This is a genomic window from Brevibacillus sp. AF8 (assembly GCF_021270385.1).
Lineage (GTDB): Bacteria > Bacillota > Bacilli > Brevibacillales > Brevibacillaceae > Brevibacillus.
Genome location: NZ_JAGQDN010000003.1, coordinates 53,225 through 74,381, shown reverse-complemented (window position 1 = coordinate 74,381; position 21,157 = coordinate 53,225). Strand labels below are relative to the sequence as shown.

General features: G+C 48.2%; 22 protein-coding genes. All 22 read left to right on the top strand.

Annotated elements, in window-relative coordinates; all coding sequences use genetic code 11:
- The first annotated feature begins 2 nt into the window (after positions 1 to 2).
- Positions 3 to 953, top strand: a complete 951-nt coding sequence (fabD, locus tag KB186_RS06590; protein WP_221868385.1) for an ACP S-malonyltransferase — start codon at positions 3 to 5, stop codon at positions 951 to 953.
- A complete protein-coding gene (fabG, locus tag KB186_RS06585) occupies positions 947 to 1,687 on the top strand; it encodes a 3-oxoacyl-[acyl-carrier-protein] reductase (RefSeq protein WP_173608054.1) in 741 nt (246 codons plus the stop codon). Before fabD ends, fabG begins: the two co-directional genes overlap by 7 nt.
- An 81-nt stretch (positions 1,688 to 1,768) precedes the next feature.
- Positions 1,769 to 2,002 (top strand): acyl carrier protein, encoded by a 234-nt coding sequence (gene acpP, locus KB186_RS06580; protein WP_005834336.1) that lies wholly within the window; start codon positions 1,769 to 1,771, stop codon positions 2,000 to 2,002.
- Between the two features lie 136 nt (positions 2,003 to 2,138).
- On the top strand, positions 2,139 to 3,380 hold the full coding sequence (gene fabF, locus KB186_RS06575) for a beta-ketoacyl-ACP synthase II (RefSeq protein ID WP_173608053.1): 1,242 nt from the start codon (positions 2,139 to 2,141) through the stop codon (positions 3,378 to 3,380).
- Between the two features lie 54 nt (positions 3,381 to 3,434).
- Positions 3,435 to 4,121 (top strand): ribonuclease III, encoded by a 687-nt coding sequence (gene rnc, locus KB186_RS06570; protein ID WP_026043146.1) that lies wholly within the window; start codon positions 3,435 to 3,437, stop codon positions 4,119 to 4,121.
- Positions 4,122 to 4,381: 260 nt separating this feature from the next.
- A complete protein-coding gene (gene smc / locus KB186_RS06565) occupies positions 4,382 to 7,954 on the top strand; it encodes a chromosome segregation protein SMC (RefSeq protein WP_221868384.1) in 3,573 nt (1,190 codons plus the stop codon).
- Between the two features lie 45 nt (positions 7,955 to 7,999).
- The gene (ftsY, locus tag KB186_RS06560) at positions 8,000 to 9,007 is read left to right on the top strand and encodes a signal recognition particle-docking protein FtsY (RefSeq protein WP_144614433.1); all 1,008 of its coding nucleotides are present in this window, start codon (positions 8,000 to 8,002) and stop codon (positions 9,005 to 9,007) included.
- A gap of 143 nt (positions 9,008 to 9,150) precedes the next feature.
- On the top strand, positions 9,151 to 9,489 hold the full coding sequence (locus tag KB186_RS06555; protein WP_016743283.1) for a putative DNA-binding protein: 339 nt from the start codon (positions 9,151 to 9,153) through the stop codon (positions 9,487 to 9,489).
- Between the two features lie 10 nt (positions 9,490 to 9,499).
- Complete coding sequence (gene ffh / locus KB186_RS06550; RefSeq protein WP_047067995.1) at positions 9,500 to 10,912, top strand: signal recognition particle protein; 1,413 nt, start codon at positions 9,500 to 9,502, stop codon at positions 10,910 to 10,912.
- Between the two features lie 113 nt (positions 10,913 to 11,025).
- Positions 11,026 to 11,298 carry a 30S ribosomal protein S16 gene (gene rpsP / locus KB186_RS06545; protein WP_047067992.1) on the top strand — a complete coding sequence of 91 codons (273 nt, stop codon included), beginning with the start codon at positions 11,026 to 11,028 and terminating at the stop codon, positions 11,296 to 11,298.
- Between the two features lie 23 nt (positions 11,299 to 11,321).
- The gene (locus KB186_RS06540) at positions 11,322 to 11,549 is read left to right on the top strand and encodes a KH domain-containing protein (protein WP_007719711.1); all 228 of its coding nucleotides are present in this window, start codon (positions 11,322 to 11,324) and stop codon (positions 11,547 to 11,549) included.
- 86 nt (positions 11,550 to 11,635) lie between these two features.
- Positions 11,636 to 12,073, top strand: a complete 438-nt coding sequence (locus tag KB186_RS06535) for a YlqD family protein (RefSeq protein WP_173608050.1) — start codon at positions 11,636 to 11,638, stop codon at positions 12,071 to 12,073.
- Positions 12,070 to 12,597 (top strand): ribosome maturation factor RimM, encoded by a 528-nt coding sequence (rimM, locus tag KB186_RS06530; protein ID WP_173608049.1) that lies wholly within the window; start codon positions 12,070 to 12,072, stop codon positions 12,595 to 12,597. Before KB186_RS06535 ends, rimM begins: the two co-directional genes overlap by 4 nt.
- Before the next feature lie 12 nt (positions 12,598 to 12,609).
- The gene (gene trmD, locus KB186_RS06525; protein WP_056486459.1) at positions 12,610 to 13,341 is read left to right on the top strand and encodes a tRNA (guanosine(37)-N1)-methyltransferase TrmD; all 732 of its coding nucleotides are present in this window, start codon (positions 12,610 to 12,612) and stop codon (positions 13,339 to 13,341) included.
- A gap of 167 nt (positions 13,342 to 13,508) precedes the next feature.
- On the top strand, positions 13,509 to 13,856 hold the full coding sequence (gene rplS, locus KB186_RS06520) for a 50S ribosomal protein L19 (RefSeq protein ID WP_015891886.1): 348 nt from the start codon (positions 13,509 to 13,511) through the stop codon (positions 13,854 to 13,856).
- A 135-nt stretch (positions 13,857 to 13,991) separates the two neighbouring features.
- Positions 13,992 to 14,555: a signal peptidase I gene (gene lepB, locus KB186_RS06515; protein ID WP_221868383.1), complete on the top strand. Its 564-nt coding sequence runs from the start codon at positions 13,992 to 13,994 to the stop codon at positions 14,553 to 14,555.
- Between the two features lie 28 nt (positions 14,556 to 14,583).
- The gene (gene ylqF, locus KB186_RS06510; protein WP_007719698.1) at positions 14,584 to 15,477 is read left to right on the top strand and encodes a ribosome biogenesis GTPase YlqF; all 894 of its coding nucleotides are present in this window, start codon (positions 14,584 to 14,586) and stop codon (positions 15,475 to 15,477) included.
- Between the two features lie 85 nt (positions 15,478 to 15,562).
- The gene (locus KB186_RS06505) at positions 15,563 to 16,339 is read left to right on the top strand and encodes a ribonuclease HII (RefSeq protein ID WP_173608047.1); all 777 of its coding nucleotides are present in this window, start codon (positions 15,563 to 15,565) and stop codon (positions 16,337 to 16,339) included.
- Positions 16,340 to 16,379: 40 nt separating this feature from the next.
- Positions 16,380 to 18,278: a hypothetical protein gene (locus KB186_RS06500; protein ID WP_232773281.1), complete on the top strand. Its 1,899-nt coding sequence runs from the start codon at positions 16,380 to 16,382 to the stop codon at positions 18,276 to 18,278.
- Positions 18,275 to 18,568: an EscU/YscU/HrcU family type III secretion system export apparatus switch protein gene (locus tag KB186_RS06495; protein WP_232773280.1), complete on the top strand. Its 294-nt coding sequence runs from the start codon at positions 18,275 to 18,277 to the stop codon at positions 18,566 to 18,568. Before KB186_RS06500 ends, KB186_RS06495 begins: the two co-directional genes overlap by 4 nt.
- Positions 18,565 to 18,942: a YraN family protein gene (locus KB186_RS06490; protein ID WP_173608044.1), complete on the top strand. Its 378-nt coding sequence runs from the start codon at positions 18,565 to 18,567 to the stop codon at positions 18,940 to 18,942. Before KB186_RS06495 ends, KB186_RS06490 begins: the two co-directional genes overlap by 4 nt.
- Positions 18,943 to 19,278: 336 nt before the next feature.
- On the top strand, positions 19,279 to 21,129 hold the full coding sequence (locus KB186_RS06485; RefSeq protein WP_173608043.1) for an Ig-like domain-containing protein: 1,851 nt from the start codon (positions 19,279 to 19,281) through the stop codon (positions 21,127 to 21,129).
- Positions 21,130 to 21,157 lie beyond the last annotated feature (28 nt).

Here is a 21,157-nt window from a genome sequence, read left to right as displayed (position 1 = left end):
GAATGGGAAAAGTAGCCTTTGTTTTTCCGGGGCAAGGTTCACAATTTGTAGGAATGGGGCAAGCTCTCTCCGAACAATCGGAAGCGGCCCGTCATATATTTGAGCAGGCTGATGAAGCACTCGGCTTTTCCTTGTCGGGACTGTGTTTTGCAGGACCAGAAGAGGAATTGAAGCTGACAGCAAACACACAGCCAGCTATTTTGACAGCAAGCATCGCTGTTTTCGCAGCATTGAAAGAAAAGTTGCCTGACTATAAGCCTGCGTTCGTAGCAGGTCATAGCTTGGGTGAGTATTCTGCTTTGGTCGCGGCAGGGGCTTTGTCCTTTGCAGATGCAGTCAAAACTGTGCGAGCTCGTGGTCAGTTCATGGAAGAAGCGGTGCCAGCGGGACAAGGTGCTATGGCTGCTGTCTTGAACATGGATCGCGCGGCACTGCATGCGGTTTGCGAAGAGGTAACAGCAGCTGGACATCCTGTTCAATTAGCGAACATGAACTGCCCAGGGCAAATTGTCATCTCTGGTTCTGCTGAAGGTGTGAAGTTGGCCGGTGAAAAAGCGAAGGAAGCGGGCGCAAAGCGTGTCCTTCCATTGAATGTAAGCGGTCCGTTCCACTCGAGCTTGATGCAGCCGGCAGCAGAGAAGCTGCAAGCTGTCTTGGCTGGCGTTACGGTACAAGAAGCGACCGTGCCTGTTGTGGCAAACGTAACGGCTAGACCAGTATCTGAGGCTACAATCATTGTAGATCAATTGGTTCAACAAGTTTCCGCTCCAGTTTTGTGGGAGGATTCTGTACAATGGATGGTCGAAGCAGGGGTGACAACCTTTGTGGAAATCGGTCCAGGAAAAGTTTTGGCCGGTTTAATCAAGAAAATCGCACCAGCGGATACGACGATTATCTCTGTACAGGACATGGATTCGCTTACTGAGCTTTTGAACGGAGGGGTACTATGTTAACAGGAAAAACAGCACTGGTCACAGGGGCTTCCCGTGGTATTGGGCGTGCAATTGCATTGAAGCTGGCAGAAGCTGGCGCGAATGTAGTTGTCAATTACGCAGGTAGTGAAGCGGCAGCGAGTGAGACTGTTTCCCTTATTAAAGAAATGGGCCGCGATGCCATCATGATTCGTGCGAACGTTTCTTCTACAGAAGATGTCAACGACATGTTCAAAGCTGCTTTGGATCATTTTGGTGCAATTGATATTCTCGTGAACAATGCGGGAATCACTCGCGACAACTTGATTATGCGCATGAAAGAAGACGAGTGGGATGATGTCATTGCGACGAATCTGAAGGGTGTATTCAACTGCGTAAAGGCAGCGACCCGCCCAATGATGAAGCAGCGTTCAGGCAAAATCATCAACATCACTTCTGTGGTAGGTGTTTTGGGGAACGCTGGACAAGCTAACTACGTAGCTGCAAAAGCTGGGGTTATTGGCTTGACGAAGACAGCTGCTCGTGAGCTCGCAAGTCGCAATATCACGGTGAATGCTGTTGCCCCAGGATTTATTGATACAGAAATGACTGCTGTATTGCCGGAGGATGTCAAAGCAGGACTCACAAGCCAAATTCCGCTTGCCCGCTTGGGACAAACAGATGATATCGCATCTGTCGTGTTGTTCCTGGCATCCGACGCAGCCAACTACATGACAGGGCAGACCCTGCACGTAGACGGCGGAATGTACATGTAGGAAGAAAACCATCGCGCGTTTTCTGAAAACTGGTTTTTTGAAAGCTCATCCACTATAATACGGGAGAGGGGGTGAAGCAAGATGGCAGATACTTTGGAGCGTGTGAAGAAAATCATCGTCGATCGTCTGGGTGTAGATGAGTCCAAAATTACTTTGGAAGCTTCTTTCAAAGAAGACCTGGGCGCTGACTCCCTGGATGTGGTTGAACTCGTAATGGAACTCGAAGATGAGTTTGATTTAGAGATTTCCGACGAAGATGCTGAAAAGATCACTTCTGTTGGTGAGGTTGTTAAATACATAGAATCTCACAAGTAGGTTGATCTGTTGGAAGTCCCGTACCATACGGGACTTCTCCTTCAATAGCCACCTGTACATAATTCAAATAAATACACGTTTTGCATGCAGTGAATGTAAGAAGCTGACTGCTGACTTTCATATAGAGGTGATTGTAATGAAACGCAGAGTGGTGATTACTGGCGTTGGTGTCGTTTCTCCAGTAGGGAATGACGCGCAGACTTTCTGGAACAGCTTGCTGGAAGGAAAATCAGGCATTGACCGTGTGGCTGCCTTTGACGCTTCTGATTATCCAACACAAATTGCAGGCGAAGTGAAAAACTTCGATCCTGAGCAGTATATGGACAAGAAAGATATCCGACGTACAGACCGATTCGTTCAGTTTGGATTAGCTGCTGCCAAAATGGCTGTAGAAGATGCAAAACTGGAGATCACGCCAGAAAATGCGGAACGAGTGGGTGTATACATCGGGTCCGGAATCGGTGGTCTGACTACATGGGAAGAACAGCATTCCGTCTTGTTGGAAAAAGGACCGCGTCGTGTGAGTCCATTCTTCATACCGATGCTGATTGCGAACATGGCGTCTGGTGCAGTATCTATTCAATACGGTGCAAAAGGACCAACATCCAGTGCGATTACCGCTTGTGCGACAGGTACCAATGCGATCGGTGATGCACTGCGTCTGATCCAGTTCGATCACGCAGATGTCATGATCGCAGGTGGAGCAGAAGCAACGGTGCGTCCAATGGCATTTGCAGGCTTTTGCTCGGCAAAAGCGATGTCCACCAGAAACGATGAGCCGCAAAAAGCGAGCCGTCCGTTTGACCAAGATCGCGATGGCTTCGTAATGGGCGAAGGTGCTGGTGTTCTGATTCTGGAAGAGCTTGAGCATGCGAAAAAACGTGGAGCAACGATCATCGCGGAAGTCATTGGCTACGGGATGAGTGCAGATGCTCACCATATTACTTCTCCATCTCCTGGTGGCGAAGGGGCAGCGCGTTGCATGGCGAGCGCACTGAAAGACGCTGGCGTTGATCCAACAGAAGTCCAATATATTAATGCACATGGTACTTCTACTGACCAAGGAGATATCGCAGAAACACAAGCGATCAAGCGTGTGTTTGGCGAGCACGCATACAAATTGGCTGTCAGCTCGACCAAATCGATGACAGGCCATTTGCTGGGTGCTACTGGTGGAGTCGAGGCAATCGCGACGGCATATGCGCTGCGTGATCAAGTACTGCCTCCAACAATCAACTTGGAAAACCCGGATCCAGAATGTGATCTGGATTATGTTCCGAACCATGCGCGCAAGGCGACCGTCCATGTGGCTGTTTCCAATACATTTGGATTCGGCGGTCACAACGCAACGATTGTCCTGAAGCGATACGAAGCATAAATGAGCCCTACTGATAGAAATAGTAGGCAGTCTCCTGGAATGGTGGTGAGGGTGATGAATTTTGCACAGCTGCAAGAAACGATAGGCTTTCGCTTTCGCGATGAAAGCGTTTTGCGGCAGGCATTCACCCATTCTTCCTACGTGAACGAGCAACGCGGCAAACGAATATCAGACAATGAGCGGCTAGAGTTTTTGGGGGATGCTGTGCTGGAGTTGACCGTCTCCCAGTTTTTGTATAAAACTTTTCCGAAGATGAGTGAAGGGGAAATGACGAAGCTGCGTGCAGCCATTGTCTGTGAACCTTCTCTCGTCAAGTTTGCTGAACTGTTGAATTTTGGCGATCTCGTATTGCTGGGAAAAGGGGAAGAGCTGACAGGTGGACGTCAGCGACCAGCCTTGCTAGCGGACGTTTTTGAGGCGTTTGTAGGTGCGCTTTACTTGGACCAGGGGTTGGACGCAGTCTTTTCCTTTATGGAAAAATACGTGTACCCGCGCATCGACAAGGGAGAGTTTGCCCAGGTAACCGACTTCAAGAGCCAGTTGCAGGAATTTGTTCAACAAGACAATCTGGGAGACATCCATTACCGAATTGTAGAAGAAAAAGGACCAGCTCATAATCGAGAATTCGTATCTGAGGTGCTTTTGAACAATCGTTCGCTTGGCATCGGCTCTGGCCGCTCCAAAAAAGAAGCGGAACAGCAAGCTGCTGCACGAGCGTTGGTCAAGCTGGGGGATAAATAATCACTCGTCAGCGAGAAGGGCTGCATCATCTGCTACAAGATGGTGCAGCTTTTTTCTTTCGGGTGGGAAACATAGGGAAAATACTGCGAGATGACCGCTATCTATGATACACTTACCTACAGATGACCATGTAGGCTCGTAGTAGGTAGCTCCTGTTCGATGCAGGGGCTTCTTTTCGGGTACCATCCGTTCCTTGCATGTTTGTAAGTCTGTCAATTTGACAGGCAGTCTTGGATGGTTTCTTAAGGAGGACCGTACGTATGTATTTGAAACGCCTGGAGCTGGCTGGATTCAAATCCTTTGCCGATCGCACGGAATTGGAATTTGTACCAGGGGTAACAGCTGTAGTGGGACCGAATGGAAGTGGGAAAAGTAACGTTTCTGATTCGATCCGCTGGGTGCTGGGGGAACAGAGCGCGAAGTCGTTGCGTGGAGCGAAAATGGAAGACATTATTTTTGCGGGCAGTGACAAGCGCAAGCCAGTGAATTTCGCAGAAGTGACACTCACCTTGGACAATACAGATCGTTCGCTCGATGTGGAATATTCGGAGGTGTCCGTTACCCGCAGAGTGTATCGTTCTGGTGACAGTGAGTATTACATAAACAACAGATCCTGCCGTCTAAAAGACATTATGGAGCTGTTCATGGATACGGGGCTGGGTAAAGAAGCGTATTCCATTATCGGTCAAGGAAAAATTGAGGAAATTCTCAGTACCAAGTCCGAGGATCGCCGTGGAATATTTGAAGAAGCGGCTGGAATCGTCAAATACAAAACACGCAAGCGCGAGGCGGAGAAAAAGCTCGATGACACCGAGCAAAATCTGGTGCGTATTCACGATATCGTCAGTGAAATTACGGAGCAGATCGGGCCTTTGCAGGAGCAGGCAGAGACAGCCAAGACGTACAAGGAGCTTCATCGCCAACTGGTTGAGCATGAAGTTGCTCTTTACGTGCAGCAAATTGAAGCAGCTCATACGAAGTGGGAAGCAGCCACCGGACGGGTAGAGGAACTCAAGCACCTGTTAATCGGACAAACGACCGAAGCATCCAAACAAGAAGCTGATCTGGAGCAAGCGCGTTTTCATGTCACCCAGATCGACCAATCTATCGAAGAACTGCAACAAGTACTTTTGACAGTCAGTGAAGAGACGGAAAAAGTCGAAGGACAACGTGAGGTATTGCGGGAGCGTATGCGCAATCTCAATGCCAATCGCCAGCAGACGATGGAGCAGATGCATCGGATTACCGAGAAGCAGCACGGGCTTGAGGCAGAATTGGCAGAAGAACAAGAGCGGGCCAAGGAAGCGGATCGCCGCATGACCGAAGCCCACGCTTCGCTGCAAGAAGCAGAAGGTCAATTTTTTTCCATGGTGCAATCACTGACAGATGACGTGGAGCGTTTGAAGAGTGATTACTTCGAAAAGCTCAACGAAATGGCGAATCTGCGCAACGAAAATCGTCATCAAGAGCAGCTACTCAAGACAAGCGAGGCCAGAGTCGAACGTCAATTGTCTGGAAAAAAACAGCTTGATGAAGAAGAAGAGCAGCGATTAGCTCAGTTGAGCCAACTCCAAGATCAGCTGGAGAACATCGTTTCTACCATTCAAGAAACTGGCGTCAGATACAAAGAGCTGGTCGAGGGTATGCGTGAAGGACAAGCCCGTCTTGAAACAGCCCGTCGGGAGCTGCGCAACTGGGAACAAAAGCGGGAAGCAGCGAAGTCTCGTTTTGACCTGTTAAAAGAAATGCAGTCGGAATTCGCAGGGTTTCAGCAAGGGGTAAAAGAAATTTTGAAAGCACGCGAGCGGGGCTTCAAAGGGATCCATGGAGCGGTCGCTGAGCTCGTTGTTGTGCCACAGCAATATGAGACAGCGATGGAGGTCGCATTGGGTGGCGCACTGCAAAACGTCGTCGTGGACAACGAAGCATCTGGTCGTGCAGCCATTGCTCACTTGAAGCAACACAATGCAGGTAGGGCAACATTTCTACCGCTCGATGTCATCCGTCCTCGTACCTTGCAGGCAAGCGATAAGCGCCAGCTTGAGGAGGAGAGTGGAGTCGTCGGAATCGCGAGTGAGCTCGTGACTTTTGAAGAAGCGTACCGACCCATCCTCGAAAGTCTTTTGGGGAATGTCATTATTACGGAAAAGCTGGAGCAGGCAAACCGTGTAGCCCGTACGCTTGGCTACCGCTATCGCGTCGTGACGCTGGAAGGTGATATCGTAAATGCTGGCGGTTCCATGACAGGGGGGGCATTGAAAAAGAACAGCACGAACCTGCTTGGGCGCAACCGTCAATCAGAAGAGCTGGAAGCGCAGCTGGTAGAAATCGACCAGGCAATTTCTGGGCATACTACCCTTATGGAGCAGCTGACGAAGGAACTGGCGCAAATGCAGCAGGAGCAAGAAGCTCTGCGGACAGAGGGCGAAAGTCTGCGACTGAAAGAACAGGAAGTAAAAGGACTCTTGCAGCAAAAGGAATCGGAAGGCAGATCCTTAGGCGAGCGAGCAAAGCTTGTTGAACAAGATATTGAGAGCTATCGCCGCGAGATGGAAGAAGCCAAACGCAAGCAAGAGCAGCTGCAAGCCTCTTTGACTGCCATGGAGCAAGAGGAAAAAGAGCTCAGTGCACAGATCGCAGAAGCAGAGGCGAAACGTCAAGAGCAGCTCGAATCCAAAGAAGAAATGAATCAAAAAATAACAAGTCTCAAAGTATTGAATGCGCAGGTCAAGCAAGAGTATCAATCACGCTTGGAGCAAACAGAACGATTGCTGGAGCAAAAAAGCCAATTGCAGCGAGAATGGGAAGAACAAAACGCGAATTTGGCATCTCTTGATGAGCTGGAGCGTACGAACGAATCGTCCGGGCTAGAGCTGGATCAGCGCATTAGCGAATTGCGCCAGGATAAAGACCGTGTAGCTGGTTTGATTCAAGAGCGGAGAAGTGAGCGGGCGACTCTCTTTTACAAACAGGAGCAAGTAGAACAGCAGGTGAAAGAAATCCGCCGCGAGGTTAAATTGCTCGAGGAAAAGCTTCATCAGGAAGAAGTAAAAGTCAACCGCAACGAGGTAGAGCTCGACCATCTGTTGAATAAACTCTCCGAAGAATACGAAATGAGCTACGACCTTGCGAAGCAAAAATATCCGGCACGTGGCGAGATTCAGGAAGAGACACAAGTGGTCAATCGTCTCAAAAAGCAAATTGGGGCACTTGGCACTGTGAACCTTGGTGCGATTGAGGAATATGAGCGCTTGGCCGAGCGTCAGCAGTTCTTAAGCTCGCAGGAAGCTGATTTGAATGAAGCAAAAGATATGCTCTATCAAGTGATCCAAGAAATGGACGCAGAGATGTCGCGCCGTTTCAAAGAAACATTTGATGCGATCTCGGAGCAGTTCCGCGACGTGTTTGTCCAGCTGTTTGGAGGAGGACGCGCAGATCTTGTACTCTCCAACCCAGATAACCTGCTTGAGACGGGCATCGATATCGTGGCGCAGCCACCTGGCAAGAAGCTGCAAAATCTTGCGCTCTTGTCCGGGGGCGAACGTGCTTTGACTGCGATGGCCTTGCTATTTGCCATCCTGCGTGTGAAGCCAGTGCCATTCTGTGTATTGGATGAGGTAGAAGCCGCTTTGGATGAGGCGAACGTTAACCGTTTCGCCGAGTACATGCACCATTTCAGCAACCAGACGCAGTTTATTTGCGTCACACACAGAAAAGGCACCATGGAGAGCGCAGACGTGCTATACGGTATCACGATGCAGGAGGGCGGCGTGTCCAAACTCGTCTCCGTCAAGCTAGAGGACAGTGACAAGTTTGTTGAATCTGCCTCTTAAAGGGATCTGCTATTCAATCGATATTACCCGCAAAGGAAGATGAACATGAGTTTTTTCAAGCGCCTTCGTGATGCTATTGTCCAAAAGTCCGAAGAGGTCACCCAGAAGTTTACGGATGGTTTGGCTAAGACGAGAGACCTGCTAGTAGAAAAAGTCGAGGATCTGGTACGTCGCTACAAAAAGATCGACGATGACTTTTTCGATGAATTAGAAGAAATTTTGATTACGTCCGATGTGGGCGTCAATACCGTCATGGAGCTCATTGACGACCTGCGGACAGAAGTGCGCAAGCAAAAAATCGAGAATGCGATCGACCTGCAGCCCATTCTCTCAGAAAAACTGGTTGCCCTTTTGAAAAATGATGATGCGGCGGATACGTCTCTGAATGTAGAGGACGGTCGTCTGAACGTCATTTTGTTCGTAGGGGTAAATGGAGTAGGGAAAACGACTACGATCGGTAAAATGGCGCATATGTTCAAGCAGCAAAACAAAAAAGTGCTGCTGGCAGCAGGTGACACGTTCCGCGCAGCAGCGATTGAACAGCTGGAGGTTTGGGGAGAGCGTGTAGGAGTTGATGTAATCAAGCAGCAACAAGGCTCTGATCCGGCTGCAGTGATTTACGATGCGATTCAGGCAGCGAAATCCCGACAGGTTGATGTGCTGTTGTGCGATACCGCAGGCCGCTTGCAAAACAAAGTCAATCTGATGGAAGAGCTGGCGAAGGTACACCGCGTATTGCAGCGCGAATTGCCAGGAGCTCCGCACGAGGTTTTGCTTGTTTTGGACGCTACGACTGGGCAAAATGCGCTTTCACAGGCGAAAACGTTTGGACAGTCTGCTGGAGTAACAGGTTTAGTCCTGACCAAGCTGGATGGTACAGCAAAGGGTGGTATCGTCATTGCGATTCGCAACGAGCTGAACATTCCGGTGAAATACGTCGGGTTGGGTGAAAGAATGGATGACTTGCAGCAGTTTGATCCTGAGCAATTTGTTCATGCGCTATTTGCTGGATTGATCCAAAAAGATGAAACAGAAGAGCAGGAAAATGCGTAAAAACATAGTGTTTCAAAGATAAAAAAATGATGTCAATAAAAAACCTTGACACTAGGTGTGGAATTAGGTACTATAATCTACGTGCTGTAAAGAAAAAGTCTTTACAGTTTGAAACGAGTACCTCATAGCAAAGGATTGGTTTCATGTTAGAAAAGACCAATCAAGTCAATCTCTTGTTTGACTTTTACGCGCCGCTACTCAAGGGCAAGCAGCGAGAATATCTTGAGCTGTATTATCTGGACGATTTATCGCTCGGAGAAATTGCCGAGATGCATGAGGTCAGCCGCCAAGCTGTTTATGATCATATCAAGCGAGCAGAGAAGCAACTGTTTGAATACGATCAGAAGCTTCGCCTCGCTGAGCGTCATGAAAAACGCATGGACGTGTTGAATCGCATGAATGAACTTGTAAATGAGCTTTCGGAGAGCGAGACAAGAGACGAGCTGAACACTTTGCTCCACCAACTGTCAGAGATGGATTAGGAGGGCTCGCATGGCGTTTGAGAGCTTAGCCAATCGGCTGCAAAACGCGTTTGACAAACTGCGCGGCAGAGGGAAAATAGACGAGACCATCGTGAATGAAGCGATGCGTGAAGTTCGTCTGGCCTTGCTGGAAGCAGACGTTAACTTTAAAGTAGTAAAAGACTTCGTTGCTCGTGTCAAGGAGCGCGCAGTCGGTCAGGAAGTCATGAAAAGCTTGACGCCTGGTCAAATGGTGATAAAGATCGTGAATGAAGAACTGGTCGCTCTGATGGGTGGCAACGTCGCTCAGCTCACGATGGCTCACCGCCCGCCGACCGTCATTATGATGGCAGGTCTGCAAGGGGCAGGTAAAACAACCACAACCGGTAAGCTGGCCAAGTATTTGCAAAAGCAAAACCGCAAGCCGCTTCTGGTAGCGGGCGACATTTACCGTCCTGCTGCGATCAAGCAGCTTCAGGTTTTAGGGGACCAACTCAATGTTCCCGTCTTCACTCTCGGTGATCAAGTCAGTCCTGTCGATATCGCTCGCCAAGCGATTGAACACGCGAAGACGAATCATCTCGACGTAGTCCTCATCGATACTGCAGGTCGCCTGCATATTGACGAAGCGCTGATGGACGAGTTGAAGCAGATTCGCGAGGTAACCAAGCCCGATGAGATTTTACTCGTCGTGGACGCGATGACAGGTCAAGATGCCGTCAATGTAGCAGAGAGCTTCAATAGCCAGCTCGAACTGACTGGTGTGGTTCTCACGAAGCTCGATGGTGATACTCGAGGCGGTGCGGCACTGTCCGTCAAGGCTGTCACTGGCAAGCCGATCAAATTCGCGGCGATGGGTGAAAAGCTAGATGCGCTCGAACCGTTCCATCCGGATCGTATGGCTTCTCGTATTTTGGGTATGGGGGACGTACTCAGCCTGATTGAAAAAGCACAGGCATCCGTGGATGAAGACAAAGCACGCGATATGGAACGCCAAATGCGCCAAGGTGAGTTTACCTTCGACATGTTCCTGGATTCCATGCAGCAGCTTCGCAACCTGGGTCCTTTTGAAGACATTCTCGGCATGCTGCCAGGAATGAACAAGATGAAGGGCAAGATGAACGTGGATGAAAAGCAGATTGCCCGCGTTGAAGCGATCGCCAAATCCATGACCAAACAAGAGCGCGCGAATCCTGATTTATTGAATGCCAGCCGTCGCAAGCGCATCGCAAGCGGAAGCGGAACGAGTATTCAAGAAGTCAATCGTTTCCTCAAGCAGTTCGAGGAAATGAAAAAGATGATGAAGCAATTCTCAGGCGCTGCTGACAAAATGGTCAAGAAGTCGAAGAAAAAAGGCTTCGGATTACCTTTCATGGGAAAAGGCGGAGGCAACAACCAGGGCGGGATGAACTTCCCCTTTAACTTCAAGCCGCCGTTCAAGTAAGTAGGCATGATCTCTTCGCGACACTGACTTGTCAGCTGGCCGCGATGGTTCAGATATAGTAGCACCAACGCAGATGCTCTTCTAGCGTTGATTAATACAGGAGGTGACACAACATGGCAGTAAAAATCCGTCTGAAGCGTATGGGTTCCAAGAAAGCTCCTTTCTACCGTGTAGTAGTAGCTGACTCCCGTTCCCCACGCGATGGCCGTTTCATTGAAGAAATCGGTTACTACAATCCGGTTGCACAACCGGCAGTGGTGAAAATTGATACCGACAAAGCGGTACAATGGATCCTGAATGGTGCAGCTCCAACTGACACCGTTCGTAACCTTCTCTCCAAAGAAGGCGTACTCGCAAAAGTACACGAAACCAAATACGGCAAATAAGTCGGTCTTCTGGAGGTTTGATGATGAAAGCGCTGGTCGAAACGATCGCTAAAGCTCTCGTCGATCATCCGAATGAGGTTCGTGTTAACGCAGTGGACAAAGAGCGAACTCTCGTCTTTGAATTGTCGGTACACCCTGATGATATGGGGAAGATTATTGGCAAGCAAGGTCGAATCGCGAAAGCCCTGCGCACGGTCGTGATCGCCGCATCCGTGGAAACGGACAAGCGTGTCACGGTTGAAATTGTATGAAAAAAGACTGGGAGCTTTCCCAGTCTTTTTTCTAGTATCCAAGATGCTCATAGACCATGATGATTTTTCCGAAAGGAGTGGCGAAGGTGCTTACTATATTTCGGACGGTACAGGTTAAACTGATCATTACGGAAGCATCACGGGCTGCTCTCATTGATCAGTATAGCCAGCGACTTCGTTTGCAGCGTAAAGAATGGGAGCAGTGGCAGTTTCAATCCAAAAAGTTATTAACCGAGGCGAAGAAAAAGTCTGCGGATACATATGCGTTGGCCCAAGAAAAAATCGCGCAGGAAGAGCGTCGACGCAAGGAAAAGATAGATCACCTGACATATACCCTCCAGCAGGTAGAAAATCTTCCAGAGGGAAGCGAGGTCGATTACCAGACAGTTCAAAGCCCTGTCTCGATTCAAGAGGGCGATGTCTGGGATGAAATGATGTCCGGAACGGAAATCATGATAAAAGATGGCCTGGTACATGAGATTCGGCTACAAACAAAAAATGGGAACAAAGAAAAGGAGGAATGAACACGTTGAGCCAAAATAGTTTTTACGGAGTAGGCAAACTGGTTAATACGCATGGCCTGCGTGGTGAAGTGCGCGTAACACCAACGACTGACTTTCCAGATCAGCGTTTTCGCAAAGGAAATGAGCTGTACTTGTTCCACCCGACACTTAGTGAGCCGCTAAAATTGAAAATCGCTTCTCGTCGCCCGCATAAAAATTTTGAGATTGTGAGCTTTCAAGGCTATGAGCATATTAACGATATCGAAAAGTACAAGGGTGGAGAATTGAAAATTCCAGAGGAAGCCTTGATGGAATTAGAAGAGGACGAGTTCTACATTCATCAGCTCGTCGGCTGCGTTGTAGTAACCGACGAGGGCGAAGAACTGGGCAAAATCGTGGATGTTATGCAGCCAGGAGCAAACGATGTGTGGGTAGTGAAGGGAAAACGCGGAGAAATCCTGTTGCCGTATATCGACGAATGCATCAAGGAAGTGGATATCGCGAACAAACGTGTGGTCTGCCATCTAATGGAAGGCTTGCTGTAGGAGGAACTTCAGATGCGGATCGATATTTTTACGCTCTTTCCCGAAATGTTTACAGGTGTTTTATCCAGCAGCATTTTGGGCAAGGCAAGCGAAAAAGAACTGGTTGATTTTCACGTCACCAATTTTCGCGATTTCTCTGAGAGTAAGCACGGTACGGTAGATGACACCCCTTATGGCGGTGGCGGAGGAATGGTCCTGAAGCCCGAACCGTTGTTCCGGGCTGTAGAAGCCTTGACGGGAGAGAAAAAACCCCGAGTGATTCTGATGTGCCCACAGGGTGTGCCTTATCATCAGAAGCTGGCAGAAGAGCTAGCGCAAGAAGAGCATCTTGTCTTCATCTGCGGTCATTATGAAGGGTACGACGAGCGAATTCGGGAGCATCTCGTCACGGATGAAATCTCGATTGGCGATTACGTTCTGACCGGGGGAGAGCTTGCGGCGATGGTGGTCATTGACAGTGTCGTTCGTCTGCAACCAGGAGCGTTGGGAAACCAAACGTCAGCCGTTGAGGACTCCTTTTCAACGGGACTGCTCGAATACCCACATTACACACGACCAGCTGAGTTTCGCGGCTGGAAAGTGCCAGACGTACTGTTGTCAGGCCATCACGCCAATATTGAAAGCTGGCGGTTAAAAGAGTCGCTGCGTCGAACAAAAGCACGGCGCCCAGATTTGTTGGAGAAGCTCGCGCTGACAGATGAAATGAAAAAGCTATTGGCTGAATTAGAGCAGGAAAAAAAGTAGGGAACAAATAGGGGAAGAGTCTTGTAGTTTTGTGCCCGCTATGTTAATATACTTCTTGTGGCAATTTTGCCCGCTGACTAAGGCGGTCCGCTACTCGTAACGCAGCCCAAGCGGCTGGACCTATGGGTTAGACGAGTAAGAACGTCTATCGGAAGGAGGAAATTCAAATGAACCAAATTATCCGTGAACTGGAAAAAGCGCAATTGAAACAGGACATTCCTGCGTTCCGACCTGGTGACACTGTTCGTGTACACGTTAAGGTTATCGAGGGTCAGCGTGAGCGTATCCAGCTGTTCGAAGGCGTATGCATTCGCCGTCGCGGTACAGGTATCAGCGAAACATTTACAGCTCGTAAGATTTCTTACGGCGTAGGTGTTGAGCGTACATTCCCAGTACACACGCCTAAGATCGACAAGATCGAAATCGTGCGTCATGGTAAAGTACGTCGTGCGAAACTGTACTATCTGCGCGATCGCGTAGGTAAAGCAGCTCGTATTAAAGAAATTCGTCGATAAGCGTAACGCTTAGAAAGAGGACTGGCCTGCTTGCCAGGCCTCTTTTTTCCATTTAGCGATCTTGAAATAAAATAGTTCATCTTGACATATGTTACAGCTAAGGTTGGACGAGCTTTCATGGGAGGATCGTAAGTCATGAGCGAAGAAATTACCTCCAGTCATAAGAAGAAAAATGAACTATGGGAATGGATAAAGGCACTTGGGATCGCCTTAATCTTGGCGTTTCTCATTCGTACCTTTTTGTTCGCCCCGTTTATTGTAGAAGGCGAATCCATGGAAAGTACATTACATAACAGCGAAAAATTAGTGGTGAACAAGGCGCTTTACTTTTTGCAAGATCCGAAACCTGGTGAAATCATCGTGTTCCATGCTGAAAAGGAGCGAGATTACATCAAAAGAGTCATTGCTGTTGAGGGTGATACAGTAGAGGTCAAAAACGATCAGCTGCTTGTCAATGGCAAAGTGGTAGAGGAACCGTATCTTGCACAATCGAAAGAACAAGCGAAGCAGCAGGGAGAGCCGTTCTTTACCCACGATTTTCCCCCGGTCCAAATACCAGCAGACCATATCTTTGTGATGGGCGACAACAGGTTGAACAGTCATGACAGCAGAGCGATCGGTCCTGTTGCCGTCAGTACGGTTGTTGGCAGAGCTGAATTTACTTTTTGGCCGGTTGCGGGAATTCGCTTGACAAGATAAAGCAAAGCTTCAAGGTAGGTGAGACATCATGACGATCCAATGGTTTCCTGGCCATATGGCTAAAGCACGTCGTCAAGTAACGGAAAAGCTGAAATTAATCGATGTAGTCATCGAGCTTCTCGATGCACGTCTGCCGCTTTCCAGCCGAAATCCGATGATTGACGAGATTGTCAGTGATAAACCACGTTTGATATTACTAAACAAAGCAGATTTGGCAGATGAACGGGCAACAGATGAGTGGATTGCTTATTTTCGCAAGCAAGGCATTCGTACGTTGCCGATTGATGCCCTGAGTGGAAAAGGTGTCAGCAAGCTGCCAGAAATGTGTAAGGAGCTAGCAGCTGACATGCTGGCAAAGCGCAGTGAGCGTGGGATGCAAGGTCGTGCCATCCGCATCATGATCTTGGGTATTCCGAATGTCGGCAAGTCTTCCCTCATTAACCGCTTGTCCAAGCGCTCGGTAGCAGCCACTGGTGATCGACCAGCGGTAACCAAGGCGCAACAATGGGTAAAAATGGGCGATACACTGGAGCTTCTCGATACGCCTGGTATTCTTTGGCCGAAATTTGAAGATCAGATGGTAGGCCTGCGATTGGCGGCAAGTGGGGCAATTAAAGATGAGCTCATCGATTTTACGGAGGTAGCATTATTTGTCATCAGCTACATGATGCATTACTATCCGGAACGCCTGATCGAACGCTTCAAGCTAAAAGAATTGCCTGAGGATCGAGTAGAGATGCTCGAAGAAATCGGGAAGAAGCGCGGATGTCTCGTTTCTGGCGGAAATATCGATTACGACAAGGCAGCGGAAATTTTCCTGCGTGAGCTGCGTTCCGGTAAGCTGGGAACGATCTCTGTCGAGCGCCCGATTGACTGGGAAATGGACGAACCGATTGGTAAGCCAGTGTCTTTTCCAGAATAAGCTTCCCAGCCATCAAAAACCTGTCTATCGACATATACGGTAGGCAGGTTTTTTACTATGAGGATCGATAAGGAGAAATGAGTCAATGAATCTAGCGGATATGTCGATAAAAGAAATACGAGTGACGATGGAAAAGTTGGACGAGGTACCCAAAGATTTTTTACAATTGCTGAAAGAAGACAAAAGAGCGGGTGTACAGGCTCTGGCGAAGCAGGCAGAAGCAGCGCTTGCACGGCAAGAAAAGCTCGCGCAGATGTGGGCTGACATGACCGTCTATGAAAAAGCGATGTTTGATAAAGGCCATCAATACATATTCGGGGTAGATGAGGTCGGACGAGGACCATTGGCTGGACCAGTTGTCGCGTGTGCCGTGTGCCTGCCCAAGGATTTTTACTTGCCAGGCCTGAATGACTCGAAGAAGATACCTGTATCCACTCGCGAGGCTTTTTGCGAAATCATTCAAAGAGATGCACTTGCTGTGGGTATCGGAATTGTCGATGCGGCAAGAATCGATGCGATCAATATATTAGCTGCTACAAAAGAGGCGATGAAGCTGGCAATCCAGCAGGCAGGGAAATCTCCAGATGCATTACTGATTGACGCCGTGCAGCTAACTGGAATGGATTGCGAGCAGGTTCCGATTATCGGTGGAGATGCCAAGAGTGTCTCGATTGCGGCCGCATCGATTGTAGCGAAGGTCACCCGTGATCGATTGATGGCCCAGTATGCCGAACAATATCCAGCCTATGGCTTTGACAAGCACGCAGGCTACGGCACTCCTGAGCATCTGGCAGCAATCGCTCGATTTGGACCTACGCCGATTCATCGCAAGACATTTACTGGTGTAAAAGAACACGCATAAAAAGGGCTAGTAACATACCGCCCACAGGAGGAGGATCTGCATGTTTTCCCCGTCGCAACTTATTCAATCATTCGTGCAAAAAGCACCCATATCCGCTCCGAAGCCGGTTGAGCTTACTCCCGGACAAGTCTTTAAAGGCACGGTAATCAAGCATTACCCGGACAATATGGCGCTCGTACAAGTCGGGGGAATGCAGGTTCAGGCTAAAATGGAAGCAAGTTTGGAACCGGGCCAAAAAGCTTGGCTGCAAGTCCAGCCATCAACAGGTGTCGTCACGCTGAAGGTTTTGGAAAGCGTCGGGGAAGGAGCAGGCAAAGAAGCATCTCTAGAAGGGCTAATGCGCTCACTGGGGATTGCCGATACAAAAGAGAACAAAGCGATCGTGCAAGCGCTGCTTGGTGCCAATCTGCCTGTGAATAAGGAGACAATACAAGCTTTTTCAGCTGTTGCGCAGCGATTAGGTGTAGACAATGCCACTATTGAGGCATTCATGACTGCCATGAAACGAAATTTGCCACTGTCTCCCGATACAATCGCAGGGCTCAAAGCTTTTTTATCGGACAAGCCAATGGGTCAACTCATTCAGAACCTGCTGCAGCAAGCCTCGCTCTTTTTAGAAGGAGAGGGCCAGCCTTCGCAGATGACGGGTCAAGTTCCTCAAAGCCAATCACAGCAAGTCCCCGGACAAGCTAATGCGGCAACGGGAGATGTCAAACAGCTTGTTAGTCAGTTAAAAGATAAGTTGACGGGACTCTCTATACTTATCGCGGGCAACGATGGTGCAGACGAGGGACTGGCGGTCAAACAAATGCCACAAGGAAATCAGCCCAATCAAGGTGCTTCGCAGAATGCGACTGGAGGAAACCAGACACAGCCCCTGCCTGCGCAGAGCGGTCAGCCTTCATCGCAAATGCAGACATCTCCCCAACCATCAACGGTGGTTTCCAGTAACACGCCAACGCCATCACAACCTGTTTCGCCAAATGCTTCTACTGCTACAGGGACAGTACCTGCACCAAACACCGCCGGTAAACAGGTAGACTCGTTGCAAAACGCTATGACCGGAAAGAGTAATCAATTGATGTCTAACCAGACCAGTAGTCCAAGCATCGATTCAAAGATTGCTCGAAACGAGCCATTGCCTACTCCTCAGTCAATACAGATGAATCAGGAGCCGGTCCAAAACAAGCAGATGGCGGAGCAAAGGGCAGTAGTGAACGACGCGGGGCAAAAAGTCATGCCACAAATGGTGTCGCAAGCATCTGGTGCAGTGAATGGCGCCACAGCTGCTAACCCGATTGCTGAATTGTTTCGTCATTTAGGCGTAACCCACGAGAGAGAATTGATGGGACAGGCATTTTCACAAGGGGCAAACGATTCGCATTCATTAAAGCAGATGGATACAGTCAAATCCCTCTTGCTGCAAATCAGTCAAGCGCCAGCTCAGGCAATCCCAACCGCCTTGCGTGAAGCAGCAGATCAACTGCTGCAACAAGTGACCGGACAACAGTTGATGATGGTACAACCCTCTAACCAGGCTTTGTCTCAAATCGTTATGCAAATTCCGATTCGCAAAGATGAGGGGGATGAGACCGCTTTCGTCCAAATTGAATCGAAAAAGAAAGGCTCTGGACAGCTTGATCCGGAGAACTGCCGTCTTTTCTTTCATTTGGAACTCCAAAGTATGGGGACAACCATGATTGATGTAAGTATCGTGAATCGAATCGTTAACTTGCAAATATTTAACGATACGCCATGGGTGGAAGCACTCATTCAAGGGTCCAAGGATCGTTTTGCTGATCAATTACAGGATGTTGGTTACCATCTATCGGCTATGCGTGTGCAGCCAGTCCCGGCCGATCGCGGGAAGTCGACAGGTCCGATCCAAACCAAAGGCCCCATCCTGGCTGACTATAAAGGGGTGGACCTTCGCGTATGAAGCCGCCATCCTCATCAGAGCAAAAACGAAAACAGGCAGTTGCACTAAAATATCAGGCGGGTACCATGGAAGCGCCAAAGGTTGTGGCAAAAGGCAAGGGGTACGTGGCTGATAATATCCTGAAGACAGCGAAGGAGCATGATATACCGGTTCAGGAGGATCCATCACTTGTAGAGGTTTTGGGCAAGCTGGATTTGGATCAACAAATACCCCCGGAGCTGTATCAAGTTGTGGCAGAAATCCTTGCTTTTGTCTATCGCATCGATAAAGGCGGAGGAACCAAATTATGAGCGATCGCCGCCGTCTTCTTGGTCAAAGAGGAGAACAGCTTGCTGAAGGATATTTAGTGAACAAGGGTTTCCTCATTGTTGATCGAAATGTTCGAACAAAACGTGGGGAAATGGATTTGATTGCTCGAGACGGTAATTGCTTGGTTTTCATTGAGGTTCGAACGAGAAGCAGCCAATTTTTTGGAACAGCGGGCGAGTCCATTACGTGGAAGAAGAAACAGAAGCTGCGTGAGCTTGCCATCGAATACTTGCAAAAAGCCTCACAGCCAATCCCGGCCTTTCGTTTTGATGTCATTGCGATTTACACCGGTACATCAAAGCAAGGTGGAGACTTCACGAACCCAGTCATTGAGCATTATGAGAGTGCTTTCTAGGAAAAACGGGCTCTTGACCACGGATATATTGGGGATACGTCTACAGCATCAGTCGCAGAGCCAGCGTACTATGTACTGTACTCGACGCGATGAAACTCCTCCAAGCATCAATATCCGCTTTCCGGCTCAAAAGCTGGGAAGCATTTTTTTTGATGAAACGGATTGATTCGCACGGACAAGCCCATCACTAGTATCACTGTTGCTTTTGAATCCCGGGATACCAACAATTATTTAAAAGAAAAACAAATGTTTTTCAAAAAAATATCCAATTTGGTGTGACATTTTTCCATCTCATTCGTCAATAGAAGTATAGGAAATAATTTGGAGGTAAAAAACATGAAAAAGATTAAGAACAGTTTAATGAAAAACGTCTCCTTAGCGGTAGCAACTATTTGTACTGTTCAGTTTTCAGTTGCAGGCATTGCTTCTGCTCAAGTCACGACACCACAACCTATTGAAGCTTATAGTATGGTAGCAAGCACTACAGGCCTGAAAGCAAACGTAGGCTCAGTGAATGTTACGATTGGGGATACAGAAACCATTCGCCTTACTTATAATGGCAGCCCTATCGATAACGCATTGGTTGATTGGGAAATTGGCAGCTCCAGCATCGCTTCTGTCAGCAATGGGGTTGTTTACGGTAAGAAAGTAGGAACGACTGTTGTTACTGCTAGATACAACGGTTATCGCGCTACCGTTAGAGTGACTGTTGACAGAGCACAGACTCTCGAAGCTACGAAAACAGAGGTTTCTGTTAAAAAAGGTAAAAAAACAAACGTTAGTTTGAAATTTGCGGGCAGCAGTCTCCCTGGATCAAGAGCAACTTGGAAAACCGCAGATAAATATGTCGCAACTGTTGACGATGGTGAAATTAAAGGTGTAGGCGAAGGAAGCACAGTCATTACTGCTAGTTACAAAGACCAAGAGGTAGAAATCCGCGTTGATGTTGAAGGCGGCGGAAATTCAGACGGTAAGCTAGAAGCAGATGTTACCAAACTGAAAATGGAAAAAGGCGATAAAGAAACAATTAAGTTGACGTATGACGACGATAAACTTTCTGGATCAAAAGCAACCTGGAAAACTTCGAAGTCCTCTGTAGCAACTGTAAATGATGATGGTGTCGTTACGGCAAAAGGCAAAGGTACAGCAACGATCACTGCAAAATACAAAGGCTACGAAGTAGAAGTTGATGTTTATGTAGATACTGACAGTTCCGGTAAACTGGAAGCAGATGAAACCAGCATCTCCCTGAAAAAAGGCGACAGAGACACGATTCAGCTAAGATATGATGATGAAAAATTGTCTGGATCAAAAGCAACCTGGAAAACATCCAACTCCAGCGTGGCAACAGTTGACGATGGTGTCGTTACGGCAAAAGGCCAAGGAACAGCTACTATTACAGCATCATATAAAGGCGATAAGGTTGAAATTCGTGTAAAGGTCGATTACAACAACTCTGGTAAACTGGAAGTAAACGACAGCACTATCTCCTTGAAAAAAGGGGAAAGAGAAACATTAACATTGAAATATGATGGTTCCACCATTAGCAACTCGAATGCATCTTGGTCCACATCCCGATCCTCAGTTGCAACAGTAAGCAGCTCTGGTACGATTACAGCAACAGGTAAAGGTACAGCGACCATTACTGCTCAATACAAAGGCGAAAAAGTAGAAATTGAAGTGACTGTTGATGGCTCCTCCTCAGGAAGCCTGGAAGCAGACGATACGAGCATCACCTTGAAAAAAGGCGAGAGAGAAACTGTAAAACTGAGATATGATGGCGACACAATTAGCAATTCAAAAGCATCATGGAAAACCTCTAAATCTTCTGTAGCAACCGTTACCAGCAGTGGTACGATTACAGCAAAAGGTAAAGGTACAGCAACCATTACAGCTACGTATAAAGGCGAAAAAGTAGAAATTGAAGTAAAAGTAGACAGCAAAAGCTCAGGCAAGCTGGAAGCAGATGACACAAGCATTACCATTAAAAAGGGTGACTCCGAAAAAATCAAACTCACCTATGATGGCGATGACATCAGCAGCTCTAAAGCAAAATGGAAGTCCTCCAAGTCGTCCGTAGCATCAGTATCCAGCAGCGGTTCGGTAAAAGGTAAAAAGAAAGGTAAGGCCACTATTACTGCTGAATATAAAGGCTATGAAGTGGAAATCGAAGTAACGGTAAAATAATAGTTGACAAGAAACTCGCTGAATCGTT

Bases quoted from the DNA above. Each gene is read 5' to 3' on its own strand.
- fabD (WP_221868385.1), top strand. From the start codon at position 3: ATGGGAAAAGTAGCCTTTGTTTTTCCGGGGCAAGGTTCACAATTTGTA.
- fabG (WP_173608054.1), top strand. From the start codon at position 947: ATGTTAACAGGAAAAACAGCACTGGTCACAGGGGCTTCCCGTGGTATT.
- acpP (WP_005834336.1), top strand. From the start codon at position 1,769: ATGGCAGATACTTTGGAGCGTGTGAAGAAAATCATCGTCGATCGTCTG.
- fabF (WP_173608053.1), top strand. From the start codon at position 2,139: ATGAAACGCAGAGTGGTGATTACTGGCGTTGGTGTCGTTTCTCCAGTA.
- rnc (WP_026043146.1), top strand. From the start codon at position 3,435: ATGAATTTTGCACAGCTGCAAGAAACGATAGGCTTTCGCTTTCGCGAT.
- smc (WP_221868384.1), top strand. From the start codon at position 4,382: ATGTATTTGAAACGCCTGGAGCTGGCTGGATTCAAATCCTTTGCCGAT.
- ftsY (WP_144614433.1), top strand. From the start codon at position 8,000: ATGAGTTTTTTCAAGCGCCTTCGTGATGCTATTGTCCAAAAGTCCGAA.
- KB186_RS06555 (WP_016743283.1), top strand. From the start codon at position 9,151: ATGTTAGAAAAGACCAATCAAGTCAATCTCTTGTTTGACTTTTACGCG.
- ffh (WP_047067995.1), top strand. From the start codon at position 9,500: ATGGCGTTTGAGAGCTTAGCCAATCGGCTGCAAAACGCGTTTGACAAA.
- rpsP (WP_047067992.1), top strand. From the start codon at position 11,026: ATGGCAGTAAAAATCCGTCTGAAGCGTATGGGTTCCAAGAAAGCTCCT.
- KB186_RS06540 (WP_007719711.1), top strand. From the start codon at position 11,322: ATGAAAGCGCTGGTCGAAACGATCGCTAAAGCTCTCGTCGATCATCCG.
- rimM (WP_173608049.1), top strand. From the start codon at position 12,070: ATGAACACGTTGAGCCAAAATAGTTTTTACGGAGTAGGCAAACTGGTT.
- trmD (WP_056486459.1), top strand. From the start codon at position 12,610: ATGCGGATCGATATTTTTACGCTCTTTCCCGAAATGTTTACAGGTGTT.
- rplS (WP_015891886.1), top strand. From the start codon at position 13,509: ATGAACCAAATTATCCGTGAACTGGAAAAAGCGCAATTGAAACAGGAC.
- lepB (WP_221868383.1), top strand. From the start codon at position 13,992: ATGAGCGAAGAAATTACCTCCAGTCATAAGAAGAAAAATGAACTATGG.
- ylqF (WP_007719698.1), top strand. From the start codon at position 14,584: ATGACGATCCAATGGTTTCCTGGCCATATGGCTAAAGCACGTCGTCAA.
- KB186_RS06505 (WP_173608047.1), top strand. From the start codon at position 15,563: ATGAATCTAGCGGATATGTCGATAAAAGAAATACGAGTGACGATGGAA.
- KB186_RS06500 (WP_232773281.1), top strand. From the start codon at position 16,380: ATGTTTTCCCCGTCGCAACTTATTCAATCATTCGTGCAAAAAGCACCC.
- KB186_RS06495 (WP_232773280.1), top strand. From the start codon at position 18,275: ATGAAGCCGCCATCCTCATCAGAGCAAAAACGAAAACAGGCAGTTGCA.
- KB186_RS06490 (WP_173608044.1), top strand. From the start codon at position 18,565: ATGAGCGATCGCCGCCGTCTTCTTGGTCAAAGAGGAGAACAGCTTGCT.
- KB186_RS06485 (WP_173608043.1), top strand. From the start codon at position 19,279: ATGAAAAAGATTAAGAACAGTTTAATGAAAAACGTCTCCTTAGCGGTA.